The organism is Mycobacterium sp. E136, assembly GCF_001666865.1.
In the GTDB taxonomy this organism is placed as follows: domain Bacteria; phylum Actinomycetota; class Actinomycetes; order Mycobacteriales; family Mycobacteriaceae; genus Mycobacterium.
Genome location: NZ_LZJE01000017.1, coordinates 14,397 through 29,750, shown reverse-complemented (window position 1 = coordinate 29,750; position 15,354 = coordinate 14,397). Strand labels below are relative to the sequence as shown.

Here is a 15,354-nt window from a genome sequence, read left to right as displayed (position 1 = left end):
TGGATTGCATGGATTCGCATGGGACTGGCGCCGAGGTCATTCAGGACTTGAAAACCTACTGCAAGGTGCCGCGATTCGTCGCTGTTGACCTTATTGAATACTTCCCCGCAAATTGGGTCGTCGACCTCATCAAGGAGAAATTTCAGCAGGGCCCCGTCCAGCGCGGTCTCCAGTGCGGGAATCGCGGCGCCGATGACAGTCAGGGGAAGAGCCTCAGCGTACCGATCTAGCCACTCGATCACGAGACGGATGTTCTTATTCGGTACAGGCTTTTCGCCTTCCTCGATCATGCCCCAGCGACGCATCAGAGCAAGTTCGGCGTTGGCGTGACGCTGCTCCTCGGCGTGAAAGTAACGGTAAATGTCTCCGAGCGCTTCGAAGGGCGCCTTCGGGGCCATCGCAGCAAAGGCGCGCGCTCCGACATGCTCAATCCACACCACGTCGGACATGAATTGCTTGAGTTTGGGACGCTGTTCGTCGGTGATCAACTCCGCACCAGGGGCGTCCCAATCGATATCGGCGAGAGCCCATTGCTTGTTCTTGATCGTCTCGAGCATGTCGCTATATGCGAACGCCATTTCACTGCTCCCTCTGGTCGGCTGGATCGTTCCACGAGGCCATGCGCTCCACCAGCCCCAACGCGCGCGTAAACGGACCGGGTAAAGCTCTTTTCAGTTGCCACAAAATTTTCGCGTCCAGTTGGGGCACGACATAGATTTGTCCGCGATCGTGCGCGTTCAGAGTCGTTCGAGCCACTTGATCCGGCGAAATGCCGGTCCACCTCATCAGGTTGGTCGCGAGTCTCGCCGCCGACTCCTCAATCTGAGGATTATTGGCGATGTTCGTCTTGACGAAGGTGGGGCAAAGCACTGTGACGTTGACGTTGGTACCGCTGAGTTCGGCCGCCAATGTCTCGGACAGAGCGAGCACGCCGGCCTTACTCACGTTGTATGCGCCCATTCGGGGCGCCGAGCCGAAACTTGCGGCGGACGCCACATTGATCACTCCGCCCCGGCCGTTGCTCCGGAGGCGAGGAACAAAAGTCTCGCAACCGTAGATAACACCCCAAAGGTTGACAGAAATCGCAGCGTTCCAGTCCTCGACCGACGTATCGCCGATGCGATTGCCGCCGGCACCGATTCCGGCGTTGTTGATCACCAGACTCGCCGCCTTGCCGAACCAGTCTTCACTGGCATCAGCGAGGTTACGGACCTGCTCAAGTTCGGTGACGTCGCATACGACGTCGAAACCCTCGCCGCCGGCCTGCCTCACCATCTCGGCCGACTCCTTCGCAGTGATGGGGTCTTTGTCCGCACACACAACACGTCCACCTCTGCGAGCAAGCTCAACGGCGAACGCGCGGCCGATACCGCTCCCTGCGCCTGTGACTACTGCGTGGGCGCGGTGGGTTCTACCTGGTGAATTACCGAACGGCAAGAACCTCATCTGCTTGCCCTTTGGATCGCGACACTGATTTCCGGTGCGGGAGGATATTCATTTGGGGGCATCAGCCACCATTGGGGTCGCATGCCACCAGTTTGGGCGTGAGCCCGACGTTTTGTCAAGATGGTGAGGTGAGGTCGAGAAGCAAGGTCTGGGGTGGTCGGACCGGTGCTGAGCGTCGAGCAGAGCGACGGCAGCAATTGATCGAGGCTGCGACCGAGATTTGGAGTGAGAGCGGTTGGGCCGCAGTGACTATGCGCGGCGTTTGCGCCCGGACAGGGCTCAACGATCGATACTTCTACGAGGACTTCAAGACGCGCGAGGATCTTCTCGTCGCAGCGTGGGATGGCGTTCGCAATGACATGCTCGGCGAGGTTTCCGCGCTCTTCGACGAGCGTGTGGATCGGCCGCCGATCGAAACCATCACCGCGGCGATCGCCATCGTGGTTGACCGGATCGCACGCGATCCTGGCCGGGCGCACATCCTCCTCGCTCAGCATGTAGGTAGCTCACCGCTGCAAGATCGCCGCGCTGTGGCGCTGCAGGAGGCAACGCAGTTGGTCGTCGAGGCAAGCCGGCCACATCTCAGAGAAGACGCCGACGAGACGGCCCTTCGTATGGACACTTTGGTTGCGGTGGGGGGGTTCGTCGAAGTCATCACGGCCTGGCACTCCGGTTTGCTTGCGGTGACCGAAAAGGAAGTGGTCGCGCACACTAGCCGACTGGCTGAAACCTTGGCTCAACGCTACGTCGTCAGCGGCTGAGGCTTAACCTTTCCGTGAGTTTCGAGGCCGACTGCATTTGTCTGTATGACTGTCGCCTTGACCCGCCACCGGGCATCCAATCCGTGACGACAGGCGCGCTGTCGTTTGTTTGGAGGAACGACGCAGAAACAGTGTCTTTCTGCGTCGCCCTCCTCACGCACTTTTGCTACCCAGGCTGAGCGATGACCTTCTGTGAGCCGTCTTGGTCGAACAGTTCCTTGCTCCATCGCTCCAGGACCGCGGCACTGTCCCAATCATCAGGGTGGAAGCCGGGGCGGTTGTACGAACGGAATCGCTGCAGCGCATCGGCGGTGAACATCGGGGTGCGACTGAAGCGATGTAGGCTACGCACCAACGTGACCGGGTTATACGAGGCCTTGTCAGAGGCCATCGAAAGCGCAGTCTGCAGAATGAGTTCGCCGAACAGAATTGCAGAGGCGATCCGCATGCCCCGTACGCGGGTGCGCTCGGTGCCTCCAATCAGCCGATAGGCGTCGAAGGCGACGGCTTTGTGCTCCGACTCCTCGAACGCATGCCACAGCAGAATCGGTCGAACCTCTGTCTGTCCGATGAGCTTCTGGGCGTCATCGCTGGTGAGAATGATTTCAGCGAGCGTCGCGGTGTAGTGCTCCAATGCAGAGGTCATCGACAGCCGCATTTCTGGCGAAAAGCGCCGCTCCAATAGCTTGATCAGGCGTGCGACGTGGCGGTCGATCCGCGCGGTCGGATAACCCATGGCCTGGAGCCGTTCGTTGAGGAGCCGATGCTGGTGTCGGTGTGTGGCCTCTTGTCCGATGAAACCCTTGACCGCTGTCAGCAATTGGGGATCGTCGATGGAACTCTGGAAATACTTGACCGAGCGGATGAAGAAGTCTTCCCCTTCCGGGAAGGTCGCAGAAAGCACCGAGATGAAATGGCTCATCACCAGGTCGCCATCCACGAAGTGTTGCCGCTTCGTGGAGGTGGGCATGGGGAAACGAACGCGCCGGGGTTTTGGCAATACACGGCTCTTGGTCGAGGCTCGATCTTCCGGCATCTTGACGGGGTCCTTCCTCCGTAGTCTGATCTGACTTTAGGCCTTGTCACATGAGACTGCCAGAATGTAGGGCATGAGTCCAGCACGTGTTTATGGCGGGCTGTCCGCAACTCAACGCGATGCGCAGCGCCGCGCACTGCTGATTGACGCCGCGGTCGCGCTCATGGGCAAGCAGGGAGCCGCCGCGTGCACCGTGACCGCTGTGTGTACGGAGTCAGGAGTGACGAGCCGGTACTTCTACCAGCAGTTTCGCGACAGAGACGCGCTCCTGCGTGCGATGTTCACCAAGATCTCCACCACCTTCCAAGCCGTGATCACCAAGGCGATACCGGATGACACCGTTGCTCCTCAAGAACTCGCTTACGCTCCGATAAAGGCCCTGGTTCAGATGATCGAGAACGATCCCAGCATGGCCCGCATATTGTTTGTCGAATCGGGCGCTGAACCCCTGCTTCGGCAGCTGCGAAGCGAACTGATGTCCGAATTTGCGGAGCTCGTCCTCAGAGAGGCCCGCCTGCATCTCGATATACCCAGCGAGGTGATTCAGGTCGCAGATCTCGCCGCTACCTACGGTGTCGGGGGCCTGTTCGAGATTCTCCGTCGCTGGATAGACGGACAACTAAACCTATCGACCGAAGTGCTTATCGAGCATTGTGCGGGTTTTCTCGGCAGTCTTGGCCTGTATACCCTCGGCCAGAAACCTGACCCGGCCGCTTCGCACATCCAGGTCGATATCAACTCCCCTGCGGGCCACAGCTGATGAGACCGGCGGTCTTTTCGCCGACACGCTGCGGCGTCACGCTACCGAAGGCTGGTACACCACGATGTGGTCGAGTACGCGTTTGCTTAGCAAACCCGCCTGTCGGCCCCGGTTTAATCCGAGCAGCCTGCGCCGGTTGAAAAATGAGCAGATTTACGGGTTGCGTCATCCCTCCCAGGGTGGTCGCGCAGTGCAGCGTATTGACGACGCCTTCTGTATGGAGCTAGTGAAGTGATCCAGCGTGACGACGACGAATAACCCGGACGCGGACGCGACCAGCTGGCCGGTGGCTTCCTCGCGCAATTCTGCCCGCACTTCGAGTTTCCGGCCGGTTCTGGACACGAGCTCCGCGCTGACCTCGTAGGGAACCCCCAGCAATACCGGCGCGAAGAACTCGGTGTCGAGCTTACGGGTGACGGCCATCTCACCGACGACGTAGAGCAGCATGCCCACCGTGTCGTCAAGAACCGTCATGACTGCGCCGCCATGTGCGATCCCGGGTGCGCCGCGATGTCGGCCGTCGAAGATATGCCTGGCGCCCACCCCGTCGCCACGCCGACGCGCTCGCAGGCGATGACCGTGCGGATTGTCTGTGCCGCAACCAAGGCACCACGGATGGTGCGCATCGAGGTAGTCGCCGTCGGCGGCGATAACACGATTCTGAAAGTTATGCCACCACGCGATGGCCGAATCTTCTGCTTGCTCGTCGATGACGAAATCCTCCTAAATAGGACCACGCAGTGCATGGACCACCATGCGACTGAAGAACTGCGCCGACGTCGGCTGGGCTGATCGCCGGAAGACAGTATGTAAAGGACTCGTTAGCCCGCCGAGATCATCGCTGCGGTACACCTTCCAGTTCGGTCACTATCAGCCATTTGGTCCTGCCCCGCAATACGCCCTCGACGCTGTCGCCGCATAGCTCGCCCGATAATGCTCGGGGTCGTCGTCGGTGCTATAGGGGTCATACCAAATCCTGTCCCCCACAGCGGTGACGGTCAACCTCGCCTTCTGCACAAGGGTCACGAACGTCACCGACCGCGTTCTGGGCGAAGCGCTGAACATCGTCATGCTGCCAATCGAGAAACCAGTAGTCTCCAGGAAACTCGATTGGTTTGAAGTGCCACTCACAGATAGCCTTTCAGATGAGCTTCGATGCCGGTATCGACAGTGCCAACGGATCGACTGGCCGTTTCGAGGGCTTCGACGAGGCGCGTTTCGGCGTCCGGGATCGTCGCGGCGACTTTGGCCGCAGCTAGACTACGACTCCGTAGCGATGTGCCGGCATCCGTGGCTGCGGCCGCAAGCGTAGACCACGCTTTGGAAGCATGTCGGGCCGCGGCAGCCGCTTCGGCAGTGGCGGCGTCATCTAGGAGATCGGCGATGTTCTGGCAACCGTGTGCCTGCAGCGTACGAAAGAGCCCGCCGCCGGTACCGGCTTTCTCGATGAACGCCCCGAGCCCGAACAATGCCGCGGTCAGGGCATCGTCATCGAACAGCGTTGGCCAATGCCCTACGTCATCGGCGAAGTCCTGCACACCCTTCAAACCGGAAGATTCGACTTCAGCTGCCTCGATGCGCAGTAGCGGCGCACCTACGGCACCGCCGCGCATGAACGCTGCGCTCGCGGCGAGTGAAGCGGCCGCGATCGGCCCAAGGTCTGGCACTCGCTCTGGCCAGTCGACGTGATATGTGGTGTGCCGGGTAGGTGTGGGAAACCCGACCGAGGACCGCGCCCGGCGTAGGTCGTCGTAGGCCACCGTCTGGGTTGTCTCGCGGTCATTATCGACCACATAGGCGACCCGTTGTTCGTCATCGTATCCGGTGATGACAATGTCGTGACGGCTCATGTGCAATCGGACGCGCAGGTAAGGAAGTTCGCCGATGTCAGCCCAGACCATGACGGGTCGACCTTTGTCGATTTCGTCGGTCACAAATGCCCATCCCACGTCCGGGTCATCGGTCGATCGCACGACGAACTTTGCGCCAACCCGGGAGAGGTAATCTTGTTCCAGGTCGCTTCCTCGTCCTACCAGGTACACCTGGGGGAACAACTGCGTAGAGCGGACGTACGAGAAGTCCAAGGCTCCGCCGAGGGTGAAGACCAATCCTTCACTGAGTGCTTCTGTCCCCCATCCGAGTTGGGCCCATTCAGTAAGGTCACGAAGCGCACCGGAACCACAGTGCCCTCCCCTCCTATGGGGATAGGGAATTTGAATCCTCGTCATCGCCGCTTCCTCTCTTGTCAGTAGCACTGTTGAGACTCGTCAAAAGCTACGTTTCATCACGGCTTCCCGGCTGACAGTAGGTGCCAACACCAACACGCGTGACCGCAGCCAACCTCAGCCGCGCATCTCGACCGCCTATGGCGATGGGGCACATTGACTTTCGATCGCTAGTCCTGCATCAACACGTCAACGGTAAGAGCCACAGACGCGCAGCACTCAACCGTTGTACTCAGCTCGCTTGCTCCCGTGGTCGCGCTCCCGCGCTTCGGCTGCTTTATCAGAATCGGATGAGTCCTCGGATGTTGCGGCCCGATCGCATATCCGCGTAGCCTTCGTTGATCTGATCGAGGGTGTACTCACGGGTGATCAGCTCATCCAGCTTGAGGTGTCCGGCGTTGTAGAGCTCGACGAGCCGCGGGATGTCGTGGGCGGCGTTCGACGAACCGTACAGAGCGCCGCGGATCTGCTTTTCATACAGCGTCAATTCCAGCAGTGAACCCGACATCGAGGTGTCTTCGGGGTGCCCGATCGCGGTAACGACCACACGGCCGCGTTTACCGACCAAGGACAGCGCCTCGCCGATGTAGGACCCTTCGGCGACATCGGTGGTCAAGACGCAGACATCGGCGAGTTTGCCGCGGGTGATGTCACTGATCAGTGACCAGGCCTCGTCGATCGTGGCAACGGCATGCGTCGCACCGAAACCGCCGGCTTGTTCACGCTTGAACGCCACCGGATCGACAGCCACGATGTTCAACGCGCCCGCGATGCGGGCACCCTGAATCGCATTCATGCCGATGCCACCGGCTCCGATCACTACCACGGTATCCCCGGCACGCACCTCACCGGTGCGCACCGCCGACCCGTACCCGGTCGTCACACCACACCCGATCAACGCCGCCTTGTCCAGCGGTGTCCCCTGGTCGATTTTGACCAGAGACGCCTTGGGGACCACGGTGTATTCCGAGAACGTGCCCAGCAGGCACATCTGGCCGACGTCCTCACCCCGGGCATGGAAACGGTAAGTGCCGTCGATCTGGGGTCCCATCATGAGCGCGGCACCCAAGTCGCACATGTTCCCCATCCCCCGCGCGCAATAGGAACAGTGCCCACACGACGGCAGGAACGTCAGGATCACCGAATCGCCCTCGGCGACGTTCTCGACACCCGCACCCACTTCGACCACGGTGCCGGCACCCTCGTGGCCACCGACGACGGGCAGCGGAATGGGCAGGTCGCCGGTCACGAGGTGTTCGTCGGAATGGCACAACCCGGTCGCGGTCAGCTGGACGAGCACTTCATCGGGGCCGGGAGGATCCAACTCGATGTCCTCGACTTCCCACTTTTCTCCTAGGCCCCACAGCACTGCAGCACGTGTCTTCATATGTGTCTCCTTAACGTCAGTGTTTCGGTCGCAGTGGATTGATGATTCACGCCAGCGTCTCGATGATGAGGTCACCGTCGCCGAACTGGCGGCGCAGCTTCTTCTTGTCGAACTTGCCAGTGGAAGTCAGCGGAATGTCGGTGACGAACGCCCACCGTTCCGGTAGCCACCACTTGGCCACCCGCGCACGCAGAAATTCGGTCAGCTCCGCCGCGGTGGCGGTGCGGTCGGCAGCCAGGACGACCACCGCCAGCGGCCGTTCCTGCCACTTGTCGTCGGGCACTCCAATCACCGTGGCGGTGCGCACCGCAGGGTGAGCGGCCAACTCGTTCTCCAATTCCACCGAGGAGATCCATTCGCCCCCGGACTTGATGACATCCTTGGAGCGGTCGGTCAGCGCGATGAACGCGTCCGCGCTGATCGTCCCGACGTCCCCGGTACGCAACCACCCGTCCGGCGACGCCGCCGGACTGTCATTCTCGTAATACGACTGAGTGATCCACGGGCCGCGGACTTGAATCTCCCCCACCGATTTTCCGTCCCACGGTTGTTCTGCACCGCTGTCATCGACGATGCGGGCCTGCACACCGGCCACCACCCGGCCCTGGGTTGCGCGCAGGTGAAGCGACCTCTCCGGGGTATCAGAACTCCGCGGCAGAGCGACCGAGGCCAGCGGGGAAGTCTCAGTCATCCCCCAAGCCTGCACAATGCGGATGCCCAGCTCGTCATAGGCGGTCATCAACGACCGCGGAACCGCCGAACCACCGCAGGCCACCATCTTCAGCGAACTCACGTCATGGCCGGGATTGTCGCGCAGGTAGTGCAGAACATCGGTCCAGATCGTCGGCACCGCCCCCGCCATCGTCGGTCGCACCGCCTCGATCATCTCCACTAGAGGCCCCGCCTGCAGGAAACGGTCAGGCAGCAGAAGCTGCGCGCCGGCCATCATCGCCGCATACGGCAACCCCCACGCGTTGGCGTGGAACATCGGAACGATCGCCAACACCGTGTCGTCATGACCGATGCCCAAGGCATTCGAAGTGCACGCCGCCTGCGAGTGCAACCACGTCGAACGATGGCTGTAGACAACACCTTTCGGATGCCCGGTGGTACCGCTCGTATAGCACATCGCTGCGGCCGACTGCTCGTCGACGTCGGGCCAGTCGAACGTACTCGACTGGGCGGCCACCACATCGTCGTACCGTAGGACGTCCTTTCCGCACCCCTCGACCGCGGCAAGATCGCCGGTTCCGGTCACTAGCACCGTGCGCACCGAGGTCATCGACGGCAACGCCGCCGCCAAAAGGGCCAGCACCGTACTGTCGACGATGATCACCCGATCCTCGGCATGATTGGCGATCCACGTCAGCTGTTCCGGCGGCAGCCGCAGGTTCAACGTATGCAGCACCGCGCCCATCGACGGCACCGCCGCGTAACAGTCCAGATGCTCCTGGTTGCTCCACTGTAACGTCGCGACACGCTCATCTCCACGGATGCCGATCTGGCGCAGAGCATTTGCCAACCGTGCCGCACGCTCACCCACCTCGCGATAGGACACCCCAGAGATCTGCCGGGGTCCGCGCGCAGTCAGCACCTCGCGATCGCCATGAACTGCCGAAGCATGGGCCACGATCGCGGGCACAGTCAACGCAACGTCCTGCATCGTGCTCCTCATCGCACACCCGCCCTACAGCCCGCGGTGAGGCGAGGGTCACGCATCGATGAGGTCCTGCCGATTCTGGCTCTCCAGCATCAACCGGTACTCGGGGAACAGGTTCTTGGCCTGCGGGATCAACTTGATCAACTTCGGCACCGGACCTTTCGCACGTACCGTTCCCTTGGCCATCGCCATCGTCAAGTTCACCTTCCCCAACCAGAACTTGTTCCCCGTGTCTGCCGACATGAACAACTCCACGTTGGGCACCGCGGTACTGGCCGCTCCGGTCTCCACCACCTTGTTCGGCATGTCCACCGTCACAACCGCATCCGGATCTGTGTAATGCACCCGCAACACCACACCCGAATTCGCGAGCTTGTCCGCCAGACCTTCCTTCTCCAAACCCCGCCGAAAGATCCCGCCCAGGAAGGCATAGACCTCGTCCTCGTCCCTAAATACCGCCACCGTCAACCTCAACTAACCTCATTGTCAGAACAGAACAGAACAGAACAGGCACCGACTTCTGACGCTGCTCCTCCGGAAAGAATCGTCATGCTCGTTGGGAAACCCCACTAGGTCCTGATGCGCTGCGCCAAGGCGACCGCCGGGCAGCCGCTAGCGTTCCTTTGCCAGCGGGGCTGGATGGCAATTGTCACTGAAGTACCTCTCCAAGACACGCGTCGCATCCGCCGTCGTCGTTCCCACCGCCTACGCACCGCCGGCACCTCAGTCCGAGCCGGCGAGCACCAGTTCGGCCCGTTCGACGGCGACTTGCTGCGTGATGACCCGCTTGCTGAACATGAAGTCGCGGGGACGGTTGATGCAGTCGGCGGCAATGAGCTCGCCGGCACGGAGGTAGAAGCAGGTGAAGTCGCGGTCCCGGGTCGGGTCGCCGCTGAGGACGACCTCGTCGTACCCGGTGTTGAGACCGGCGATCTGGAGCTTGAGGTCGTATTGATCTGACCAGAACCATGGAAGGGCCGCAATCTTCTTGGACTTCCCACAGACGGTCGCGGCGGCGACCTTGGCCTGCTCGGCCGCGCTCGGCACGGACTCCAGGCGGATGCGACGGCCGTAACGGGCCATGTCGTGGCTGGCGCAGTCCCCGGCGGCCACGATGTCGGGGTCGCTAGTCCGGGCCCGATCGTCGATCACGACGCCGTTGTCGACGACCAGGCCCGCGGTGGCGGCGAGCTCGGTGTTCGGCTCCACGCCGATGCCGACAATGACGAGGTCGGCGGGAATTGATTCGCCACTGGCCAGGATTACTTCGCGGACCCTGCCGTCGCCGGACAGAGCCTCGACCAGCGTGCCCGTCCGGATGTTGACGCCCTCCTCCCGGTGGATCCGGTCGAAGAACTCCGATACCTCCGGGGCGGTGACCCGTTCAAGGACGCGCCCGGTCGCCTCGAGCAGGGTGACCTCCAGACCCAGTGCACGCAACGAGGCGGCTGTCTCCAGTCCGATGTAGCCGCCGCCCACGATCACCGCCCGACGCCCGGGGCCGGCGGCCTCTCGGATCATCTCGCCGTCCGCGGCGGTGCGTAGGTAGAAGACTCCGGCCAGGTCCGCTCCCGGGGTGGGGAGCCGACGAGGCCGGGCGCCAGTGCACAGCGCGAGCTTGTCGTAGGGCAGTGCGTCGCCGGTACTCAGCACGACATGACCAGCCGAGCGGTCGATCGCCGCCACCGTCGCATCCAGGAGTCGGATCCGCTGCTTGGCGTAGAAATCCGAGTTGCGGATCGCGAGTTCGGCCAGTTCGCATTTGTCGGCCAGGTACGACTTGGACAGCGGGGGCCGCTGGTAGGGCAACGCCGACTCATCGCCGACGAGGACGATCTCGCCGTCCCACCCTTCTCGGCGAAGACTGGCGGCGAGCTGGGTGCCCGCGTGGCTGGCCCCCGCGATGACCGCTCGCTGCACGGTCATGCGCCACCTTTCGGGATGAGGCGGACCATCAGCTTACTGATCCCCCTCACGAAGTTGGACTGCACGTACTCGGGCTCACCGACGACCTCGATGTTCTCGAACCGCGGAAGCAGCTCCTCCCACAGGATCCGCAACTGCATCTCGGCCAGCCGGTTACCCATACAGCGGTGCACGCCGAAACCGAAGGAGATGTGGTTACGGGCGTTGGCCCGGTCGATAATCAGGTCATCGGGCCGATCGAACACGCGCTCGTCGCGGTTGCCCGAGGCGTACCACATCAGGACCTTATCGCCCTTGCGGATGAACTGCCCGTTGAGCACAGTGTCGGCCTTGGCGATCCGGCGCATATGCGCGAGCGGGGTTTGCCACCGGATGATCTCCGAGACCATGTTGGGGATCAGCTCGGGGTTCGCCTTCAGCTTCTCAAACTGGTCAGGGAACTCGTTCAGCGCCAGAACACCACCGCTCATGGAATTGCGGGTCGTATCGTTGCCACCCACGATCAGCAATACCAAGTTGCCCAAGAACTCCATCGGGCGATCGATCAGGTCCTTGGTGCTCTCGTCGCTCTGCAACATGGTGATCAGATCGAAGCCGGGCAGCTCTCCGGCAGCTTTCCGGGCTGCCTTGTCCCGCCAGTGAGCGCTGAGACCTCTAGCCATATCGACCATGCCGCGAAATATCTCGTCGTTGTCCGAGGGCCCACCGTTGGCTTGCTCCATGGAGGTGGCGAGATCGGACCATTGGACGAGCTTGCGCCGCTGCTCGTACGGGAAGTCCAGCAGCGTGGCCAGCATGCGCGCGGTTAGCTCGATCGAGACGTGCTGCACCCAGTTGAACGGTTCGCCAAGCGGCAGAGCGTCGAGCACGTCTACCACCCGCTCGCGGATGAGGCCCTCCATCTCACGCAGGTTCTTCGGTGCGACCACACCCTGGACAGCCTGCCGTTGCCGGTCGTGTTTCGGGGGGTCCATCGCGATGAACATCGCAATGTCGAGGAAGCGCGGCGGGCTCCCGATGACGATGAACGGCTCGGAGGAGAAGACCTCGTGGTTCTTGTCGACGGCCACGATGTCGGCATGCCGCGTCACCGACCAGAACGGGCCGAACGCGCTGTGGGCCTGATAGTGCACGGGAGCCTCGTTGCGTAGGCGCTCGTAATAGGACTTCCAGCGACCCTGACGATAGAGGAAAGGATTGCTAAGGTCGATGTCGGTCAGTTCAACCTCGTCAGCCGGCGGGATCGGTCGCTCGATGAAGATTTTTTCACCGTTGGTGCCGGTGACCCAGCGCCGCGTTCTGTCGTAGAGGTGGGCGCCCTGGATTATTCGGTCCATCGGAATTGTTGCCTGAGCCTTGGCAGTGACTGCCTCGCGAATATTGCTCACGTCTCACCTCTCTTTCGTCATCACAGTTGGAACTCGGGCAGATGGACGATCAAACCGTCCCACGCCTCAGAGACCTGCATCTGGCAGGACAGCCGGGAGGTCGGCTGACGCTCGGGGTTCATCGCGAGCATCTCCTCTTCATTGGCCCCGGAGAGGCCGACCCGATCGGACCATTGCGGATCGACGATCACATGGCAGGTGCCGCACGCGGCTTCGCCTCCGCAGTCGCCGTCGATGCCGGGCACCGCATTGTTGGTCGCGACCCGCATCAGTGACTGACCTTCCTCGAGAGGCGCCTCATACTTCTCGCCGCCGTGGGAGACAAATGTGACAACTGCCATAGCCAGGCTCCTTGCGTGTCCTCAGTTACTTGACACAAGTCTTGCGCCAGATGAGCGCTGCGGCTATGTTCGCCGGAGTCAGAAACTTGTGATTTCGGCTCAAAGGGGCCATGGTCAGTGAACCCCAATGACGCGGGTGTGCCCCCACTCGCATTCGTGCAAATGCTCGAGAGCCCGGCGTTTGACCCAGACGCCGTCGCGCGGCTTCGCAACATCATGGCTCGCGAAGGAACCGACGAGGCGACGCTGATTCAGCGTGATGTCCAGGCCCCGTTACGGTGGTTTCGTGAGGCGTACCCCGGTCTAGACATCGATCAGGCAACGCTGCTCGGATTTGCGTTAGCCGAACAGGCACAGTTGACGTCCTTCGGCCCGCTGAGTGTTCCGCTGGTCAGCGCGGGCTCAGTGGCCGAGATCGTAGAGCTGCTGACTTATCTGCCGTTGATCACGACGGCTGTCAAAGCACAGTTTCATCCAGATGACCAAGGCCTCACCGTCGGGCTCTGGGGACACACCAGCGATCGGGCCCTGGACTGCCTCGCCGTCACGTACGCCGGGTTGGCGTTGTTGCGACTGCTGGACATGCTCGTCCGTGCGGCGCCGACCCTCACACTCCACTTGAGTTGGCCAGCGCCCGCCGCCTTGAAAGATCGCGAGGACGACCTTACCGCCGGGCGCCTGTTCTTCGACGCTCCGATGTCCTTCCTCCATGTTCCCGCGGACACGCTCAACGAGGTGTGCCGGTTCTCCGATCCCGTCGCATACCGACTCGCCATCGTCGATCTGCAGCGAACTCTCGACCAGCGGAGCGAAACCACGTCGTTCTCGGAGAAGGTGAGACGGCTGCTGCAGAAGGAGCCCGGACGCCGAAGTAAACATTGGTTCGCACATGAGCTGTCAATGTCCACCAGCACACTCAAGCGGCGCCTCTCCGAAGAGGAGACCACCTTTCGCGAGTTGCGCCAAGCATTCCTGCGCGAGCGCGCGATGCTGCAGCTACTCGACCGATCCCTATCGGTGAGTGAGATAGCCACGGATCTCGGATACAGCGACCTCGCCAACTTCTCACACGCCTTCAAGCGATGGACCGGCCGCTCTCCGAGCGAGTTCCGGCTCTCACCACATTGAGCTGTCCCGGCGGGTCCGGAGATCCGACCTTTGCGGCGTCTTTCTGCAGCGTCGCCTCTCCCCGGGTGTTCGATGGAGGCCCGAGCCTGCGCGCCGGGCAGCAGATTCACCCGGTCACACAAGCCGGCCAGATGCTCGGCCAGCACCGAATCCAATTGGCGGGCATGACCGAAAGTGAACTCCCGCAACAGCGTTCCCATCGTTGACGGGGGATACACCCGGCGGAAAAAGGGATTTATGCCGCCAGCGCGGACCAGGTCGACATCATCGATGTAATCCGCGCCCGCTTACATGCTCGCGATCAGGGTGGCCAGTTTCGGAGCCGGATTGGCCGACCTCGACTTGACCCTGGGAGCTGCGATGTGAATCTTGTTGGCCAACAACTCCGATAGGCCTGCCTGCTCAGCCAGCGCCATCACCGGCACCAGGCCCGCGCACGACACCAGATATCCTCATCGAACACATCGGACCGCGGGGTGAACGTGTGGGACACTCGCGCCGGAAGTGCCGTTCTCGAACTGGACCGATTGTTGCCTGAACAATATCAATCTTCCCAGCTCAGAACGCACTTTCCTTATCCCGACACCCCGACAAACAGTCCATTGTCAGTGGATCGAGGCCAAGACCGCTCAAGTCACAGCTATCTATAGCCAACGCCGAGGTAGCGGAGCGCCACCCGCGAGATCCGCGCACCCGTGGTGGCGATGTCCGCGGAGGGAAGAACGACGTGACTCACGGTGAGCCGCACCAGAACGTCTGCGACCTCCTCGACGTCTTCGGAGTCGAGATCGGCGAAGTGGTCGTGAAACCACGCGACCAAAGCCGCGGAGGAGAGCTGGAGCAGGGACGCCGATGTCGGCAGGAGAGGAAGAACGCCCGTCGTCGGCGCACCGGCGCGATCATCCCCTGAGTGGTTGGACGTCAGCACCGACTTCAGGAGCGGACTGGCTTCTGCTTCACGCAGGGTGAACCGCACCGCTGCGGTGATGCCGCCCTGAACGTCGCCGGTGTGTTCGGCGAGAATGGCGTGGATACCCTCCAGGAAGCGCTGACCCTCGGCCACCACGAGCGCGTCACCAAGTCCCTGCTTATCGCCGAACTCCTTGTATAGCGTCGGTCGGGAGACGCCGACAAGTTCGGCGACCTCACTCACTCGGACTTGTTCCCAGCCCTTCTCAATGGTGAGTTCCCGTGTCGCCCTCAAGACCTGCTCGCGGATATGTCGGCGAAACGACATCCGCGCCGAATCAGTTGGCATACGAGCAGAATAGGTGGCGAACTGGGATCTCCCGCGCA

Annotated in this window: 15 protein-coding genes and 2 pseudogenes; 4 read left to right on the top strand and 13 right to left on the bottom strand. The window is 61.9% G+C overall.

Going from position 1 to position 15,354, the window contains the following annotated elements; genetic code table 11:
• Together A5698_RS01360 and A5698_RS01355 are read right to left on the bottom strand one after the other, a co-directional pair.
• A pseudogene (locus A5698_RS01360) lies at window positions 1-578 on the bottom strand (ferritin-like domain-containing protein); the annotation flags it as partial.
• A gap of 1 nt (window position 579) precedes the next feature.
• Window positions 580-1,446, bottom strand: a complete 867-nt coding sequence (locus A5698_RS01355) for an SDR family NAD(P)-dependent oxidoreductase (RefSeq protein WP_046285465.1) — start codon at window positions 1,444-1,446, stop codon at window positions 580-582.
• A gap of 128 nt (window positions 1,447-1,574) precedes the next feature.
• Here A5698_RS01355 and A5698_RS01350 point away from each other — a divergent pair, with 128 nt between their 5' ends.
• On the top strand, window positions 1,575-2,207 hold the full coding sequence (locus A5698_RS01350; protein WP_095562669.1) for a TetR/AcrR family transcriptional regulator: 633 nt from the start codon (window positions 1,575-1,577) through the stop codon (window positions 2,205-2,207).
• A gap of 166 nt (window positions 2,208-2,373) precedes the next feature.
• Here the strand turns inward: A5698_RS01350 and A5698_RS01345 are convergent, their stop codons facing one another.
• Window positions 2,374-3,243 carry a metal-dependent hydrolase gene (locus A5698_RS01345; protein WP_046285464.1) on the bottom strand — a complete coding sequence of 290 codons (870 nt, stop codon included), beginning with the start codon at window positions 3,241-3,243 and terminating at the stop codon, window positions 2,374-2,376.
• A 73-nt stretch (window positions 3,244-3,316) separates the two neighbouring features.
• Between A5698_RS01345 and A5698_RS01340 the strand changes: the two genes are divergently transcribed.
• Window positions 3,317-4,003, top strand: a complete 687-nt coding sequence (locus A5698_RS01340) for a TetR/AcrR family transcriptional regulator (protein ID WP_046285463.1) — start codon at window positions 3,317-3,319, stop codon at window positions 4,001-4,003.
• A gap of 165 nt (window positions 4,004-4,168) precedes the next feature.
• Here the strand turns inward: A5698_RS01340 and A5698_RS29710 are convergent, their stop codons facing one another.
• On the bottom strand, window positions 4,169-4,546 hold the full coding sequence (locus A5698_RS29710; protein WP_073916453.1) for a PaaI family thioesterase: 378 nt from the start codon (window positions 4,544-4,546) through the stop codon (window positions 4,169-4,171).
• On the opposite strand from A5698_RS29710, the gene A5698_RS29795 reads away from it, so the two are divergent.
• On the top strand, window positions 4,514-4,795 hold the full coding sequence (locus A5698_RS29795) for a hypothetical protein (protein WP_163648679.1): 282 nt from the start codon (window positions 4,514-4,516) through the stop codon (window positions 4,793-4,795). The two genes, A5698_RS29710 and A5698_RS29795, sit on opposite strands and share 33 nt — an antisense overlap.
• Window positions 4,796-5,130: 335 nt before the next feature.
• Here the strand turns inward: A5698_RS29795 and A5698_RS01320 are convergent, their stop codons facing one another.
• From A5698_RS01320 to A5698_RS01290, 7 genes are all read right to left on the bottom strand, one after another.
• Window positions 5,131-6,231 carry a BtrH N-terminal domain-containing protein gene (locus A5698_RS01320; RefSeq protein WP_046285460.1) on the bottom strand — a complete coding sequence of 367 codons (1,101 nt, stop codon included), beginning with the start codon at window positions 6,229-6,231 and terminating at the stop codon, window positions 5,131-5,133.
• Between the two features lie 277 nt (window positions 6,232-6,508).
• The gene (locus A5698_RS01315; protein ID WP_046188899.1) at window positions 6,509-7,615 is read right to left on the bottom strand and encodes an NDMA-dependent alcohol dehydrogenase; all 1,107 of its coding nucleotides are present in this window, start codon (window positions 7,613-7,615) and stop codon (window positions 6,509-6,511) included.
• A 46-nt stretch (window positions 7,616-7,661) separates the two neighbouring features.
• Entirely contained in the window at window positions 7,662-9,278 is a 1,617-nt protein-coding gene (locus A5698_RS01310; RefSeq protein WP_081288818.1) for a fatty acid--CoA ligase, read from the bottom strand.
• A gap of 48 nt (window positions 9,279-9,326) precedes the next feature.
• Window positions 9,327-9,737: an SCP2 sterol-binding domain-containing protein gene (locus A5698_RS01305; protein ID WP_016889191.1), complete on the bottom strand. Its 411-nt coding sequence runs from the start codon at window positions 9,735-9,737 to the stop codon at window positions 9,327-9,329.
• Window positions 9,738-9,998: 261 nt separating this feature from the next.
• A complete protein-coding gene (locus tag A5698_RS01300; protein WP_046285459.1) occupies window positions 9,999-11,201 on the bottom strand; it encodes an NAD(P)/FAD-dependent oxidoreductase in 1,203 nt (400 codons plus the stop codon).
• Window positions 11,198-12,538, bottom strand: a complete 1,341-nt coding sequence (locus A5698_RS01295) for a cytochrome P450 (protein ID WP_046285458.1) — start codon at window positions 12,536-12,538, stop codon at window positions 11,198-11,200. Before A5698_RS01295 ends, A5698_RS01300 begins: the two co-directional genes overlap by 4 nt.
• A 71-nt stretch (window positions 12,539-12,609) precedes the next feature.
• Window positions 12,610-12,930, bottom strand: a complete 321-nt coding sequence (locus A5698_RS01290; RefSeq protein WP_012394830.1) for a 2Fe-2S iron-sulfur cluster-binding protein — start codon at window positions 12,928-12,930, stop codon at window positions 12,610-12,612.
• Between the two features lie 162 nt (window positions 12,931-13,092).
• Here A5698_RS01290 and A5698_RS01285 point away from each other — a divergent pair, with 162 nt between their 5' ends.
• Complete coding sequence (locus tag A5698_RS01285; RefSeq protein ID WP_059087303.1) at window positions 13,093-14,058, top strand: helix-turn-helix transcriptional regulator; 966 nt, start codon at window positions 13,093-13,095, stop codon at window positions 14,056-14,058.
• Between the two features lie 68 nt (window positions 14,059-14,126).
• Here the strand turns inward: A5698_RS01285 and A5698_RS28345 are convergent.
• Window positions 14,127-14,551, bottom strand: a pseudogene (locus A5698_RS28345) (IS1380 family transposase); the annotation flags it as partial.
• Between the two features lie 147 nt (window positions 14,552-14,698).
• The gene (locus tag A5698_RS01280; protein ID WP_174682934.1) at window positions 14,699-15,277 is read right to left on the bottom strand and encodes a TetR/AcrR family transcriptional regulator; all 579 of its coding nucleotides are present in this window, start codon (window positions 15,275-15,277) and stop codon (window positions 14,699-14,701) included.
• Window positions 15,278-15,354 lie beyond the last annotated feature (77 nt).

What these genes read in the sequence shown, in the direction of transcription:
- A5698_RS01290 (WP_012394830.1), bottom strand. Translation starts at nt 12,930, where the DNA reads ATGGCAGTTGTCACATTTGTCTCCCACGGCGGCGAGAAGTATGAGGCG.
- A5698_RS01320 (WP_046285460.1), bottom strand. Translation starts at nt 6,231, where the DNA reads ATGACGAGGATTCAAATTCCCTATCCCCATAGGAGGGGAGGGCACTGT.
- A5698_RS01300 (WP_046285459.1), bottom strand. Translation starts at nt 11,201, where the DNA reads ATGACCGTGCAGCGAGCGGTCATCGCGGGGGCCAGCCACGCGGGCACC.
- A5698_RS01340 (WP_046285463.1), top strand. Translation starts at nt 3,317, where the DNA reads ATGAGTCCAGCACGTGTTTATGGCGGGCTGTCCGCAACTCAACGCGAT.
- A5698_RS01345 (WP_046285464.1), bottom strand. Translation starts at nt 3,243, where the DNA reads ATGCCGGAAGATCGAGCCTCGACCAAGAGCCGTGTATTGCCAAAACCC.
- A5698_RS01310 (WP_081288818.1), bottom strand. Translation starts at nt 9,278, where the DNA reads ATGCAGGACGTTGCGTTGACTGTGCCCGCGATCGTGGCCCATGCTTCG.
- A5698_RS01355 (WP_046285465.1), bottom strand. Translation starts at nt 1,446, where the DNA reads ATGAGGTTCTTGCCGTTCGGTAATTCACCAGGTAGAACCCACCGCGCC.
- A5698_RS01315 (WP_046188899.1), bottom strand. Translation starts at nt 7,615, where the DNA reads ATGAAGACACGTGCTGCAGTGCTGTGGGGCCTAGGAGAAAAGTGGGAA.
- A5698_RS01295 (WP_046285458.1), bottom strand. Translation starts at nt 12,538, where the DNA reads ATGGACCGAATAATCCAGGGCGCCCACCTCTACGACAGAACGCGGCGC.
- A5698_RS29795 (WP_163648679.1), top strand. Translation starts at nt 4,514, where the DNA reads ATGTCGGCCGTCGAAGATATGCCTGGCGCCCACCCCGTCGCCACGCCG.
- A5698_RS01285 (WP_059087303.1), top strand. Translation starts at nt 13,093, where the DNA reads ATGCTCGAGAGCCCGGCGTTTGACCCAGACGCCGTCGCGCGGCTTCGC.